We start from the raw sequence: 14,630 nt of genomic DNA, 5'->3' as shown, positions 1-14,630 counted from the left end.
AAAATGTGATATTAAATGTAGCCTACATAATTATCAAGAAGAATTATATCATAAAAAGCTATATAAATTTATCTTGCAAAAAAACTTTTAAATTATTCATGTAAAACAGGGGGGAGAAGATTTGATAATAAACTTTACTAAAAGAGTAAGAAAGCTATTATCAGTAGGAATAATAGCATTAGTTTTAGTAGCCAGTGGAGGAGTATATTTTTACAATGATAAAAAAGGAATACCTTCAGCTAACCTAGCAAATGAAAAAGAGATTAATAGATATACAATAGATGTAGTCTTCGATGATGAAAGTAAACGTTTAATGTGTAACCAAAATATAGAGTATGTAAATAATACAAAAAGCACTTTAGACAAATTATATTTTCATATATATCCAAATGCCTTTTCAAAGAGTGAATTTGCACCTTTTGAAAAATCTGAAATGAAACAAGCATATCCAAATGGATTTAATGAAGGATATATAGATTTAAAAAACATACTAAATAATGGTAAAAAATTGGCCTATAAGGTAAGTGGTGATAAGAATGATATACTAGAGGTTGAATTAAAAAATCCAATTAAGCCAGGAAATAAAGTATCTATAGATATGAAATACAATGTTAAAATACCTAATTCACAAGGTAGATTTGGGTATGGAGAAAACACAGTAAATGTAGCCAATTGGTTTCCAATAGCTAGTGTCAATGATGCCAACGGATGGAATTTAAATAGTTATGAAACAGTAGGTGATCCATTTTATAGTGATACAAGCGACTTCTATTTAAAGATACTTTTGCCTAAAAAGTATAAAATGGGATGCACAGGGAAGGTAGTAAAGGAGACATCTGATAGTGATAAGACTCTTTATGAAGTAGAAGCAAGACAAGTTAGAGATTTCGCTTTTATTTTAAGTGATAAGTTTCACGTTGATAGTGATAAATATAATGAAGTGAATATTAATACATATAATTTAAATGAAGAATTATCTAAGGATGCTACATATATCGCAAAGAGCTCTATGGAGATATTTAGTGAATTATTTGGGAAATATCCATATGATACATACTCTGTAATAGCAAGCGACTTTTTTATAGGAGGGATGGAATACCCAACTTTAATAATGATAGATCAAAGCTTGTACAATAAGAGAGATAAGTTTTTATTAGAATATGTAATTGCACACGAGACAGCGCACCAATGGTGGTATTCAGTGGTTGGAAATAATGAAATAAGTGAACCTTGGCTAGATGAAGCACTAACAGAGTATTCCACAATATTATACTTTGAAAAAAAATATGGAGATAAACTAGCTAAAAAATTAATAGATAATATGGAGTTACAGGCCAAAAGCTATCGTAGTGAAGATATATTTAAACCAGTAACAGGGTATTCAAACTCAATTGAATATAGTTTAAATGTGTATACTAAAGGGGCTTTAGCTTTCCATGAAGTAAGAAAAGAAGTGGGAGATAAGGTATTTTTTGATACTTTAAAGGAATATTACTCTACATATATGCACAAAAATGTAAGTAGTGCAGAGTTTGTAAAGTTATGGAATGATAAAGGTGTAGATATAGATAAAATTATAAAAGAATACAAGTAAATTTTAACTCAAGCATTAAATAATTATTTAATGCTTGAGTTTTTTGGTATAATATAATCTATGACAATGAGAAGACGAGGTGAATAAATGCTAAAATACTGTTCAATAGGAAGTGGAAGTAGCGGAAATTGCCATTATATAGAGTATAAAGATACAGGAATATTAGTAGATGCAGGTCTTAGTGGAAAGAGAATAACAACAGGACTTGATGATATAGGAATAAACATGGAAAAAATAAAAGGAATATTCATAACTCATGAACATTCAGACCATATAAAAGGTGCAGGGATAATGTCTAGAAAATATAATATACCTATATTTGCAAATGTAAAAACATGGTGTGCTATGAAAGATAAATTAGGAAATATAGAAAGTAATAATATGAAGGTATTTGAAAATGATAAAACTTACTCTTTAGGAGATGTGGTAATAAGACCATTTTCAATACCACACGATGCATCGGACGCAGTAGGATACAACTTCTACACAGGGAATGATAAGATGTCTATAGCTACAGATATAGGATATATAGATGACAATATAAGAAGACATTTATATAAATCAAAATTAGTAATATTAGAATCAAATTATGACCCTAATATGCTTATGATGGGGTCTTACCCATACTCATTAAAAAAGAGGGTGATGTCAGAGGAAGGGCATTTATCAAATGAAGATGCAGCTAAATTCTGTGTTGAGCTTATAAATAACGGAACGGAAAGAATATTATTAGCTCATTTAAGTAAAGAAAATAACTTCCCAGAACTAGCATATGAGACATCTAAGAGTATACTTACTCAAAATGATATAATAGTTGGACAAGATGTTAAGTTAGATGTTTTATTAAGAGAAGAAGTTTCAGATATATACAAAGTTAAATAAAGAGGATTTATTAAGACATAAATAGAGCGGATAAAGGAGAATTCTTATGAATATAACGGTTATTAGCGTAGGTAAATTAAAAGAAAAGTATTTAAAATTAGGAATAGAAGAATTTTCAAAAAGATTATCTAAGTATTGTAAACTAGATTTAATAGAATTAGATGATGAAAAATGTCCAGAAAACTTAAGCCCAAAGGATATGTTAATAGTTAAAGAAAAGGAAGGTAAAAAAATTCTAAGTAAAATAAAGAGTAATAGTTATGTTATCGCTCTTGCTATTGATGGAAAGAATTTATCTTCTGAAGAATTAGCAGATACTATGAGCAAGCTAGCTGTTAGAGGGAATAGTCATATAACTTTTGTTATAGGAGGTTCTTTAGGGCTTTGTGACGAAGTATTGAAGAGAGCTGATTATAAGTTATCTTTCTCTAAGATGACTTTTCCACATCAACTTATGAGACTTATACTTTTAGAGCAAGTTTATAGAGCGTTTAGAATAAATAATAATGAACCGTATCACAAATAAGGGATAACAATTTAAGTTATAAAAGTAAGCACTTCTAAATATATTAAATATTTTTAGGAGTGTTTATTTTTTATGAAATTATATTGTGAATAAAATATAAAAAATTACGACATATACTACTATGTATTTGCGAAAAACATAGTAATATTTGGAATTGCGAAAATGATATATATTTTTCTATACCGAAAAGATATAATTGTTTGTATAACACCGAAAGGATATAATGAATTTTATAAAGCTGAAAGGAAACATTTAAATGGAATCACAACAAATAGAATTTATTAAATTAATCAATTATCCAAATTCTCAATTTTATATACCTGTATATCAGCGAAAATATAGTTGGACTGTTATTCAATGTAAAAAATTATATGATGATATAGTTAGGTTAAAGAAAAATAGCAAAAGTAAGCACTTTTTAGGAACTGTTATTTATAAAAAAGATAATTTAATTGGAACAGATGTAAGCACTTTAGAAATTGTAGATTCTCAACAAAGATTGACAACAACATCAATATTTTTAAAAGCTTTAGCCGATTATGACAAGGAAATACATAATGGTGAGGAAACAGATTTTTACAGAAAAATATATAATCAGGCATTGATTAATCCATATACAAAATCAATAACTAAAACAAAATTAACACTTTCCCAAACAGATAGAGAAGTATACAATGATTTAATTAATAATAGGGAAATTAAAGATTCAAACCATTTAATCAATATAAATTACAAATATTTTTACAATAGATTAAAAGAAGAAAGAGTTAATTGCGATGAAATATACACTTTAATGAACAGATTAATGATTATAGAGTTATCATTAGGAGAAAATGATGATGCTCAAGAAACATTTGAAAGTGTAAATTCTACAGGGTTAGGTATGGAAAGTGCTGATTTTATTAGAAACTATATCTTTTTAAATCTACCAATAAGATTACAAGAAGAAATTTATTATAATTATTGGAGTAAAATAGAAGGTTTATTTGATAACGACTCTAAATCTTTAACAGAATTTCTAAGAAATTATTTATCTATAAAGTCAAAGGAAATAATAAAAGAAACAGATGTATATGAAAAATTCAAGGATAAATTTAATAAAGAAGATTTAGTTATTATTAATTCTGAATTAGATGATATGTTAAAATATGCGAAAGCATATAAAGATATAATATGTGAAAATTTTGAGGATGATGATATAAGAAAGTATATATCTGACTTTAATAAAATTGATATAAATCCATTTAAAATAATATTAATTAAGTTAATAATAGATTATAAGTCTAAAAAACTATCTAAGTCAGATTTAATAGATATATTTAAGATAATACTTAGTTATACGATTAGAAGATTCTTTCAAGGTCAACCAACCAATGTTTATAATAAGTTATCTATAGCTTTAATAAGCCAGATAAGAGAAAAAGACTATAAACATTCAGTAGAGAGATTTTTATTAACAAGACAAGGTAATACTAAATTTATTAAGGATAATGAATTTTTACAAGGGTTTATAAGCCAGCCGCTATACAAAAAAAATAAAAATATAAGAAATTATGTAATATATGAGTTAGAAAATTATAATCAAAATGAAAAATTAAATATAGAGGCTAGTGAACTTACAATCGAACATATATTACCTCAAAACAAAAAGTTATCAAAAGAATGGATATCAGAACTAGGAGAAAACTGGAAAGAAATTCAAGATAAGTATGGTCATAGTATAGGTAATTTAACAATTACAGGATATAACTCAAGGATGAGTGATAAAGTATTTTGTGAAAAAAGGGATATGAAGAATGGATTTAAAGAATGTCCAGCAAGGTTAAATGATGGATTAAGAGAATTAGATCATTGGAATGAAGAAGCTATTATAAATAGAGCTAATGATTTATTTAGCAAAGCAAAAGAAATTTGGGATTACCCTATTACTGATATAGAGGTAGGCAATAGCTCTGCATTAACAATTAATGATAATTGGGTAAATAAAAAAATCAATAAAGTCATATTTAAAGAAAAGGAAAAAGACGTATCTAGTGTTACAGATGTATATAAATTTTTAATAGAATGTTTTTATTTAGAAAATCCAACTGAGTTTATTAGCGTATTAAACGAAACTGGATTTGGTGGAAAATCATTTGTTTCATATGAAAGTGAATCACTTAAACATCATTATTTTGAATTAAAAAATACTGGTATATATATTGGAACTAAATATAATTCTCAAATGAAAAATGAATATTTAAAGAGACTAATATTGCTTTTAAACATAAATGAAGAAGATATTGAAATTTTTGAAGTTAAAAATTAATATAATTATAAGAAAAGAGTTAATTTAATGATTTAGATTTGATTTATAAAAATCTATGTATATATAATTACAAAAAACGTGCTCCGTAGAGTACGGTACGGAGAACCGTATCACAAGTAAGTGATACGGTCTTTTTATTTGATAATTTAAAGGGAAATTAGTATTTTTGTCGAATATTTACTTATTAAAAGGCATTAATTAAATAATTTGGAGGAATATATGACAGCAGAAATTGGAATTTTAAATAGACAAGGTGTTGCTCTTGCAGCTGATAGTGCCGTAACATTTGGAGGAAGTGAAAATCCTAAAATATTAAATTCGGCAAATAAGTTATTTAACTTAGTAAAAGGTATGCCAATAGGAATTATGGTATATGGAAATGGATCATTTATGGGCTTACCATGGGAGGTTGTGATAGAAGAATATAGAAAACATATATCTCTATCAGATATTAAATTTGATACTCTTGAAGAAGCATCAAATAGTTTTATAAATTTTTTAGGAAATCCAAATAAGTTTTATAGGAATACTAATAGTGAAGCAATAATATATAATAATATGATGGTAGCTGTAAAAGAAATAACAGAAATAGCTGGAAATGAAATTTATAATATATTTGTGGATAGACATCCAACAGTTAAAGAATCAGATGATATATTTATAGAGGTCTTAAATAGAATCGTAGAAGATTCTAAAAATAGGGAATTTGTAGAAGGATTCAGTGAAGACGATATAGAATACATTAAATCACAAAGTGAAAGTGTTGTGAGAAACATAAGTGATAGGCTAGTTGTAAAATTAGATGAAGAAAATATAGAGAAATTAAAAATATTAGCAGGAAATTTAATTTGTAAAGATATATGGTTAAATCAAACAGGAATAGTTATAGCAGGATATGGAGAATCTGATTTATTACCAGTGTTACAAGAGTTTTATACTGAAGGTATAATTAATGGAAAATTAAAATATAAATTAAATAAGGTAAGTGAAATATACCAAGATGATATAGACGGACATCCAACAGCAGAAATTGTTCCATTTGCACAACAAGAAATGGTATACTCAATACTAACAGGAATAGATCAAAATCTAGAGATGTTCTTAATGCAAAATTTAGAAAATAGTTATTCTGAAATAATGAGCTATATAATTAATATGCTACAAGAAAATGGAATATCATTACTAAACAAAGAGAATAATAAAATGGAAAATGGAGTTTATATAGATAGTATTGCAGAATACCTGATTAATAATTTAAATGAATTAAAATCTAATATTACTAATAAACAAAGGGAAAAGTTTATAAATCCGATATTAGATATGGTATCATTGCTTCCCAAAGAAGAGTTAGCTATAATGGCTGAAACATTGGTGAATATAACATCTTTTAAAAGAAAATTTACATTTGATGCAGAAATAGTTGGTGGACCAATAGATGTAGCTATAATTTCTAAAAGTGACGGGTTTATATGGATTAAGAGAAAGCATTATTTTAGCAAAGAACTAAATCACTCATATTTTAATATAAATAAATAAGGAGGCATTAGTATGAATAAATATAATTTACTAGATAAAAATTATAACAATAATAATAGCAAAAATATATTTTCTAATAAAAATGATTTTTCTAAAAGTGAAAAACTATTTGTGTATAATCCGTATAAAACAAAAGATAAATTAGCTTATAATAAGCAGCATTTTTTTGAAAAAGATAATAAGAATTAAATAAGTAGATTTATAAGTTTCACAGCTAGATAAAGCATGCTTTATCTAGCTTAATTTTTGTAAAGTAGAAGGTTATATTTAAAAATATAGATTGTGTAAATGGGAATGAAAAATATAAAATAAAAATCGTGCTCCGTTGAGTACGGTACGGAGAACCGTATCACAAGTAAAGTATAACTCTCTTGTGATATACTGAAAAGATTCTAGTGATAATATTATTATCCATAAGAAAAAAGGCGTGAAGGAATGCGTGAATTTACACAATAGATAATTTTTCTAGAAATTATGCTAAATATATAACCACACCTAAGGATTTAATATATTGAAATCCTAAAGTGTGGTTATTTTTATACCATTAATCTTAAGTATATAATATAGATGTAGTAATAACGACCAATGCGGTTACTAATATAGGTATAACAACAGAGGTAATAAAAATATCTTTATAGGAATCCTTATGAGTAAGGCTACAAATAGCAAGTGTTGTTATTACTGCTCCATTATGAGGTAAGGTATCAAGTCCACCAGAAGCTAAAGAAGCTATTCTATGCATTATTTCAGGAGAAATATTAAGGGAGTGACTCATTGCTATAAAGGTAGATGATAGAGCATCTAGTGTTATAGTAAGTCCTCCAGAGGCAGATGCTGTAATACCACAAATTATGTTCACTGATAAAGCTTCTGAAATTATTGGATTAGAGGATACATTTAATATCATTGATTGCAAAGCAATAAATACAGGCAATGATTTTATAACACTTCCATACCCAACAATAGCACTAGAACTAAGCAGTGGTAAAAAGGAATTTGATATACCTTCATTAAGAACTTTATTTAAGTTAGAAATTTTCCTAAAGTTAGTTATTATTATAAATAATGTGGATATAACTATAGAGATAATTACACTCCATGTGCCAGACACATTATCTAGTGATAAGTTATATTTACTCAAATAAGAGCCATCGATTAATTGGTAAAATATTTTTGAAAAGAATAAATTACTTAAAAATATAATTAATATAGGTGTTACTGCTAAAAATATACTTGGAATATTCTTATCTTCATTAGAGCTATCCTCAATATAATGATTTCCATATCCTTCTAGATTCTCATGTGCTTTTCTAACGCGATATGTAAGCCAAGCCATACCAAGTAATAGCATTAATACACTAGCTATAATTCCTATAAGGGGTGCAGCAAAAGTATCTGTACCAAAGTACCTCATAGGAATAACATTTTGTATTTCAGGAGTACCTGGAAGAGCTGTCATTGTAAAGGTAAATGACCCTAGAGCAATAGTTCCTGGAATTAATCTCTTTGGAATATCAGATTCCTTAAATAAAACATTGGCAATAGGATATAATACGAAGGCAACTGTAAATAAAGAAACCCCTCCATATGTAAGAAGTGCACCAGCAAGTACTACTGCTAATATAGTTTTATTTTTACCTAAATTTTTAGTAATGAAATTTGCTATGGATTTAGCATAAAGAGCTTCTTCCATTAATTTAGCAAAGATTGCACCTGTTAAGAAAATAGGGAAGTAGTTCTTTACGAAATTTGCAAACCCACCCATATATACTTCAGTATAATGAACCATTAACTGTGTATTAGTATCTCCACCTATTAAAAATACTGTAAGTAAGGCAACTAAGGGAGCTGTAATAATAGTTGAATACCCTTTGTAGGCTAAGAATATTATCAAAGATAATGATAAAATTAATCCGATTATGCTTATCATATTAAAATGTCCTCTTTCAATTTAAAATTTTAAAGTAGCTTATCTTATGATACCCAAAATGATTAAATTAAAAACAAGGTAAGTTGCTCTTACTAGACAACTTATGATAAAAAATATTATATTTGTGATTTCATCTATTCTTGAGTTTCTTTCCATATACAGATATAGAGAAATTAAAAAATATACTAATATAATAGAATAAAAAGCGACATCCTTTGGGGGTGTAACGGAGAACCGTATCATAAATAAGCAAGATACATAGCCTCAGGTGTTGATATGACTTACTTAAGGCTATATTTATTAGCAAAGGTATTGTATCATAAGTAATAATGTATTTATAAAATATATTTATTATATTCCTTTTAAGTTAGCAGTTACAATTAGCTAAATTATAAGATATAATAAACTTAAAATATTAACATAACGGTATAGTATATATCTAGACTTATGTTAATTATAAGAAAAATAATCTGGAGGCAAGATAATGGATAAAAAGGATTTTTCTAATTTAGAAGACCAAATTATGTCTACAGTTAGCAATGCACTTAAAGCAATAGATTTAGCTAATTTTAAAAAGGATGTTAACGATAAAACTGAGGATACCTTAAATCAATTTAAATCAAAGCTTAATGAATATAGTGAAAAATATATGGGCTTAAATAAAAAATCTAAAAATAATATATCAACATATATTAGTAAAAGACCAGCTGGAAGTATATCGGGAATACTTTATATATTATTCGGAGCGAGTGGAAGTTTAGTTTTTGGCTCTTCAGTGTTGATATTTCTAATAGTTAATACATTCTTCAGTGGAATTATTTTAGGTAGCAACATTATTTTTGGAGTTCTATTTTTATTCCTTGCAGTAAGTGTAGGTTTATTATTAAGAGGAATAAATTTAAGAAAAAGAGTAAAACGTTTTAAGAAGTATGTAAGGTTTATTGATGACAATAGTTATTTCTTAATTAAGGACTTAGCGAAATTTGCCAAAGAAAAAGAGAGTTTTGTTGTTAAAGATCTAAGTAAAATGATTGACTTAGGTATGTTTTTAGAAGGACATATAGATGAAGAAAAAACTTACTTTATGTTAAGTGATGAAGTTTATGGTGACTATTTAAATTTAAAAAAGCAACAAATGGTTAAAGAGAGCAATAATGAAAAATTAAATGAAGAAATAGAAAATTTAGAAAAAGAAGAAATAGAATCTACAATTAAAATAGGAAGAAATTATATTGAACAAATAAAAAGTATAAGAAATGATCTTTATAAAGAAGAAATAGCTATAAAGTTAGATAAATTAGGAAACATTTCAAACCAAATCCTTATTCAAGTTGAAAAGAATCCTAAAAAGATACAAGAAGTTAATAAATTTATAAATCATTATCTTCCTATTACTATAAAATTAATTAGTTCGTACAAAGATATAAACAATCAATTAGTTCAAGGTGAGAATATAGAAAGTGCTAAAAGTGAAATTGAAAAGAGTATTGATCTTATTAATAGCGCTTTTGAAAATTTATTAGATGATTTATTTGAAGATGTTGTTTTAGATATTTCTACAGATATTTCTGTTCTTAAAACATTATTTAAACAAGAGGGATTAGCAGAAGACGATTTTAAAAAGTAAGTTTTAAATAAAAGGGAGGCATTAAAAATGAGTGATGAATTCAAAGAAGGGTCTATTGATATAAAACCAGAATTAACTTTTCAACCATTCCAAGATGAGGTGCTTAATGTAAAAGTAAAAGAGGAAAAAGTAGAAGAAAAAATAATTGATGAAATACAACTTACAGAAGAAGAAAAAAAGATGGTTGATCAATTTGTAGATAAAATAGAGATAAATGATTCAAATTCTATTTTACAATATGGGGTAGGTGCTCAAAAGAAAATTTCTGATTTTTCACAGTCAGCGCTGAATAATGTAAAAACTAAAGATTTAGGTGAAATTGGGGAAATATTATCTAGTGTAGTTCATGAATTAAAGAATTTTGAAGAATCCGAAGAGAAAAAAGGAATTTTAGGTTTCTTTAAAAAAGGTAAGGATAAGATTTCCCAAATGAAAATAAAATATGAAAATGTAGATAAGAATATTAGTAAAATGTGTAATGTTCTTGAATCGCATCAAATACAGCTTTTAAAAGATATTGCTATGCTAGATAAGATGTATGAAATAAATAAAGTATACTTTAAAGAGCTTTCTATGTATATCTTAGCTGGTAAAAAGAAACTTCAAAAACTAGAAAAGGAAGAACTTCCTAAATTGCAAGAAAAAGCAAGAAATAGTGGGAACCCTCAGGATGCTCAAGAATTGAATGATTTTGTGGCTCTTTGCAATCGTTTTGAAAAGAAAATTCACGATTTAGAATTAACTAAAATGATTTCTTTACAAATGGCTCCACAAATTCGTTTAATTCAAAATAATGATGCATTAATGTCTGAAAAAATACAATCTACAATTATAAATACTATTCCACTTTGGAAAAATCAAATGGTTTTAGCACTTGGAGTTGCTCACGCTGCTAATGCTGCAAGAGTTCAAAGAGAAGTAACAGATATGACAAATGAACTTTTACGTAAAAATGCAGAAATATTAAAAACTTCAACTATAGAAACTGCAAAAGAGTCTGAAAGAGGAATTGTTGATATTGAAACACTTAGAGCTACAAATGAGTCATTAATTTCAACTCTTGATGAAATACTTAATATACAAACAGAAGGACGTCAAAAACGTAGGGAAGCCGAAGTTGAATTAAGAAATATTGAAAATCAATTAAAAAATAAGCTTTTAGCTTTTAAATATTAGTATATATACTTCACTTATTGCTGATACGGTGAATCATATCATAAATAAGTACATTTTTTTATAGTTAGATAAAATTTAAGTATATGAAATAGGGGTTAATAAAACATAGATTGTTAGTTCAGATTCATTAGGTACATTAATAAAAGGCTTGCAATTACTTGGTTTACAAGTATTTGTGAGTCTTTTATTATAAGGTAAATTATAGATATTTTCAGATTTACTTATTAATGGGATAATAATTCTAATGTATTTATTGTCTTGAAATGCATTATTCTAAAACAGTTCAAGATAAGGAAGTATATGACTTGTAAAAATCTAGACAATAAAAATAGATCTTTGTATGTCATGAATTATAGAATGTAGGCAAAATAGTTTATCAAATATCCTATCAAACAATATGAAAAGGAAAAAATCATAGTTTTGAAATAATTAGTAAAGAAGAATACAAGACCTAGCTATAGAAATCTATCTATAAAAAATATTTCTATATAGATAGAATTTTATGGTCTTATATACTGAATGTGAATAAATCATAAATTATATGCAATATTATTTGTATTAGCTTAGAAGGTTAGAGATATGAATGAAAATAAATTTAATGGTATGGGAAAAATATACTCTAAATATCGTCCATCATATCCTTTCGACTTTATTGATTATCTTTTTACAGATGTAGGAATATCTCAAAGGAGTATTATTGCTGATATAGGCTCTGGTACTGGTATTTTAACTCGGCAACTACTTGAAAAAGGTAGTAAGGTATATGGTATTGAACCTAATGCTGATATGCGTGATATTGCTGAAACTAATTTAAATAATTTTCTTGGATTTACATCTGTTAATGGAAATGCTGAGAATACTACTATTGACGACAATAGCGTTGATTATATCACTGTTGCACAGGCTTTCCATTGGTTTGATAGGGAAAGATTTAAAAAATAGTGCCAGCGTATTTTGAAACCTGAAGAAAAAGTGATTTTGGTTTGGAATATTAGAGATAATAACAATGAATTAGTTATAGAAAACTATGAAGTTAATCGCAAATATTGCCCAAATTTCAAAGGTTTTTCTGATGGAATGTATGGTAAAACTAATAAGGACGATTTTTCAGATTTTTTTAACGGTAAATATGAAACAAAAGTTTTTCCTAACAATTTAATTTTTGATATGGATGAATTTATTGGACGAAATCTATCATCCTCATATGCCCTAAAAAGTAATGATTCACAGTATAATAACTACGTTAATGAATTAAAAAAAATTTATAAAAAATATAGCAATAACGGACAACTTATAATGCCGAATTTAACACGTAGCTATGTTGGAGATGTATAGAAAATAAGCACCATATTAAGTTTAATAAATTTGGCGGTTTAAATAGTTAATACTTAAAATAAGAATAAATAAGGGATGTAAATATAAGAGGAATATAGGATATAAAAGGGAAATAAAATCGTGCTCATTTAAAGCTGTAACGGAGCACCGCACCATAAGTAAGGGATAATAGCTTAACTGAAATCTAATATAAGAATAAGTTAATAAAAATTAGCACTAATCTTGCGAGATGGAGTGCTTTTTTTCTTTGCAATTAATTTCTATATCAAGTTCGATTACTTTAATTTCAATTTGTACGTAATTAAAAATATATTACTCTTGCTAGTTAAACTAACAATAATAACTAAAAGTAGTGTTATTAATAAAATTTAATGGTAATCAAATTCTTTACCAATGAAATTTTAAAATATTTAAATGTTATAATGGTTTAAACAAATAAACGAAAGGCAGATGAATATATTATGAAAGAGCAACACATAATTGAAGTTAACAAAGATCTTTGCATTGGGTGTGGCCTTTGTAAAAATGATTGTCCGGTAAATAATATAATTATTAAAGATAAAAAATCAGTAATAAAAAATCAAGATTGTATAAAGTGCGGTCACTGTGCAGCAATATGTCCAAAAGAAGCTATTACACTGACAGGATTTGATGAACCACCAATAGAACTTTCAAAACAACCTGTTTTAGATTCAGATGAATTATTAATGGCAATTAAATCAAGAAGAACTATCCGTAAGTTTAAAAATAAAAAATTACCTTCAGAAATTATTCAAAAAATTATTGAGGCAGGTAGATTTACACCTAGTGCTAAAAATGCACAAAATGTATCATACATTGTTTTGGGTGAGGACAAAAGTAAGTATGAGAAAATAGCAGTGAAATTTTTTAGAAGAATAAAATCAATTGTAAGCCTTTTTATGAAAAGTGCAAAAGAAGTTACGATTGATGATAACTTCTTTTTTAAACAGGCACCTATTGCAATAATGGTAGTAACTAAAGATAAGGTTAGTGGATCGCTTGCAGCATCAAATATGGCACTAATGGCAGAGTCTTGTGGATTGGGTGTACTATATAGTGGATTTTTTACAAGTGTAGTAAACCATTCACCAAAATTACGAAGACATTTAAATCTAAAACGCAATGATTATGTGGTTACAACGCTAGTTCTTGGATATCCAGATATGAAATACAGACGTACTGCACAAAAAGAAACAGCTAATGTAAGATACTTATAAGTGTGAGGAGAAGTTTATGGAAAAAGAATGTGAAGAAAGATTAAAAGAAATAACATCAAAATTTAAAATATGTCGTAAGGCAATTTCTGCTATCGGTGACGAAACAAGGCAATTGATCTTACTTACTCTATTAGAGAGTGATTTTAATGGAATTCGAGTGGGAGAAATTACAGAAAAAACTCATCTCTCACGTCCTGCTGTATCTCATCATCTTAAAATACTCAAAGAAGCAGAGATTGTGAATGTACGTCGAGAAGGAACAAAAAACTTTTATTACCTCGATTCAAAGGAATCACAATGGAAAAACCTAACAGAACTAATGAATCTTATATTTATGGGGGTACAACACATTAGTAAAGATGACACTAGAAAAGGGGAGTAAATCAAAGTTATTGTAGATATAAATAGCATCATTAACTTCTGGTTGGTATTATAAAATAAAGAATTTAAAAACAGAGGCACTATTGTCACCTTAAAG

13 protein-coding genes are annotated in these 14,630 nt (G+C 27.0%); 12 read left to right on the top strand and 1 reads right to left on the bottom strand.

From position 1 onward, the window contains the following. Nucleotides 1-121: 121 nt before the first annotated feature. The 6 genes from ABHC41_RS10190 to ABHC41_RS10165 all read left to right on the top strand — a co-directional run bounded on the left by ABHC41_RS10190 (nt 122) and on the right by ABHC41_RS10165 (nt 7,035). Nucleotides 122-1,594 carry a M1 family metallopeptidase gene (locus tag ABHC41_RS10190; protein WP_176698620.1) on the top strand — a complete coding sequence of 491 codons (1,473 nt, stop codon included), beginning with the start codon at nt 122-124 and terminating at the stop codon, nt 1,592-1,594. 87 nt (nt 1,595-1,681) lie between these two features. Then, nucleotides 1,682-2,476 (top strand): MBL fold metallo-hydrolase, encoded by a 795-nt coding sequence (locus ABHC41_RS10185; protein ID WP_092921643.1) that lies wholly within the window; start codon nt 1,682-1,684, stop codon nt 2,474-2,476. Nucleotides 2,477-2,522: 46 nt separating this feature from the next. Next, nucleotides 2,523-3,002, top strand: a complete 480-nt coding sequence (gene rlmH, locus ABHC41_RS10180; RefSeq protein WP_271893717.1) for a 23S rRNA (pseudouridine(1915)-N(3))-methyltransferase RlmH — start codon at nt 2,523-2,525, stop codon at nt 3,000-3,002. A 256-nt stretch (nt 3,003-3,258) separates the two neighbouring features. Further along, the gene (locus ABHC41_RS10175; protein WP_195238409.1) at nt 3,259-5,310 is read left to right on the top strand and encodes a DUF262 domain-containing protein; all 2,052 of its coding nucleotides are present in this window, start codon (nt 3,259-3,261) and stop codon (nt 5,308-5,310) included. Nucleotides 5,311-5,529: 219 nt separating this feature from the next. Continuing rightward, nucleotides 5,530-6,846 (top strand): hypothetical protein, encoded by a 1,317-nt coding sequence (locus ABHC41_RS10170; protein WP_271893719.1) that lies wholly within the window; start codon nt 5,530-5,532, stop codon nt 6,844-6,846. Nucleotides 6,847-6,858: 12 nt separating this feature from the next. After that, nucleotides 6,859-7,035, top strand: a complete 177-nt coding sequence (locus ABHC41_RS10165; protein WP_195238405.1) for a hypothetical protein — start codon at nt 6,859-6,861, stop codon at nt 7,033-7,035. A 361-nt stretch (nt 7,036-7,396) separates the two neighbouring features. Here the strand turns inward: ABHC41_RS10165 and ABHC41_RS10160 are convergent, their stop codons facing one another. Next, on the bottom strand, nt 7,397-8,776 hold the full coding sequence (locus ABHC41_RS10160; protein WP_271893722.1) for a GntP family permease: 1,380 nt from the start codon (nt 8,774-8,776) through the stop codon (nt 7,397-7,399). A gap of 484 nt (nt 8,777-9,260) precedes the next feature. On the opposite strand from ABHC41_RS10160, the gene ABHC41_RS10155 reads away from it, so the two are divergent. The 6 genes from ABHC41_RS10155 (at nt 9,261) to ABHC41_RS10130 (ending at nt 14,534) form a co-directional block, all read left to right on the top strand. After that, nucleotides 9,261-10,403, top strand: coding sequence for a 5-bromo-4-chloroindolyl phosphate hydrolysis family protein (locus ABHC41_RS10155; RefSeq protein ID WP_166506159.1), 1,143 nt, complete (start codon nt 9,261-9,263; stop codon nt 10,401-10,403). Nucleotides 10,404-10,430: 27 nt separating this feature from the next. Beyond that, entirely contained in the window at nt 10,431-11,579 is a 1,149-nt protein-coding gene (locus tag ABHC41_RS10150; RefSeq protein WP_092921635.1) for a toxic anion resistance protein, read from the top strand. Nucleotides 11,580-12,158: 579 nt separating this feature from the next. Beyond that, nucleotides 12,159-12,521: a class I SAM-dependent methyltransferase gene (locus tag ABHC41_RS10145; protein WP_271893724.1), complete on the top strand. Its 363-nt coding sequence runs from the start codon at nt 12,159-12,161 to the stop codon at nt 12,519-12,521. Between the two features lie 12 nt (nt 12,522-12,533). After that, complete coding sequence (locus ABHC41_RS10140) at nt 12,534-12,914, top strand: hypothetical protein (protein ID WP_271893726.1); 381 nt, start codon at nt 12,534-12,536, stop codon at nt 12,912-12,914. Nucleotides 12,915-13,375: 461 nt separating this feature from the next. Next, the gene (locus tag ABHC41_RS10135) at nt 13,376-14,152 is read left to right on the top strand and encodes a nitroreductase family protein (protein WP_271893727.1); all 777 of its coding nucleotides are present in this window, start codon (nt 13,376-13,378) and stop codon (nt 14,150-14,152) included. 16 nt (nt 14,153-14,168) lie between these two features. Continuing rightward, the gene (locus ABHC41_RS10130) at nt 14,169-14,534 is read left to right on the top strand and encodes a metalloregulator ArsR/SmtB family transcription factor (protein ID WP_092921631.1); all 366 of its coding nucleotides are present in this window, start codon (nt 14,169-14,171) and stop codon (nt 14,532-14,534) included. The last annotated feature ends 96 nt before the right edge of the window (nt 14,535-14,630 follow it).

The sequence above is a fragment of the Romboutsia sp. 1001216sp1 genome, from assembly GCF_039841805.1.
GTDB classification, from domain to species: Bacteria; Bacillota; Clostridia; order Peptostreptococcales; family Peptostreptococcaceae; genus Romboutsia_C; species Romboutsia_C hominis.
Note: the sequence above shows the minus strand (reverse complement) of the source record. Positions and strands in the feature narration are given on the sequence as shown.

Excerpts from the sequence above, each read along its gene's own strand:
- ABHC41_RS10130 (WP_092921631.1), top strand. The coding sequence starts at position 14,169 with ATGGAAAAAGAATGTGAAGAAAGATTAAAAGAAATAACATCAAAATTT.
- ABHC41_RS10175 (WP_195238409.1), top strand. The coding sequence starts at position 3,259 with ATGGAATCACAACAAATAGAATTTATTAAATTAATCAATTATCCAAAT.
- ABHC41_RS10170 (WP_271893719.1), top strand. The coding sequence starts at position 5,530 with ATGACAGCAGAAATTGGAATTTTAAATAGACAAGGTGTTGCTCTTGCA.
- ABHC41_RS10145 (WP_271893724.1), top strand. The coding sequence starts at position 12,159 with ATGAATGAAAATAAATTTAATGGTATGGGAAAAATATACTCTAAATAT.
- ABHC41_RS10135 (WP_271893727.1), top strand. The coding sequence starts at position 13,376 with ATGAAAGAGCAACACATAATTGAAGTTAACAAAGATCTTTGCATTGGG.
- rlmH (WP_271893717.1), top strand. The coding sequence starts at position 2,523 with ATGAATATAACGGTTATTAGCGTAGGTAAATTAAAAGAAAAGTATTTA.
- ABHC41_RS10150 (WP_092921635.1), top strand. The coding sequence starts at position 10,431 with ATGAGTGATGAATTCAAAGAAGGGTCTATTGATATAAAACCAGAATTA.
- ABHC41_RS10160 (WP_271893722.1), bottom strand. The coding sequence starts at position 8,776 with ATGATAAGCATAATCGGATTAATTTTATCATTATCTTTGATAATATTC.
- ABHC41_RS10185 (WP_092921643.1), top strand. The coding sequence starts at position 1,682 with ATGCTAAAATACTGTTCAATAGGAAGTGGAAGTAGCGGAAATTGCCAT.
- ABHC41_RS10165 (WP_195238405.1), top strand. The coding sequence starts at position 6,859 with ATGAATAAATATAATTTACTAGATAAAAATTATAACAATAATAATAGC.
- ABHC41_RS10155 (WP_166506159.1), top strand. The coding sequence starts at position 9,261 with ATGGATAAAAAGGATTTTTCTAATTTAGAAGACCAAATTATGTCTACA.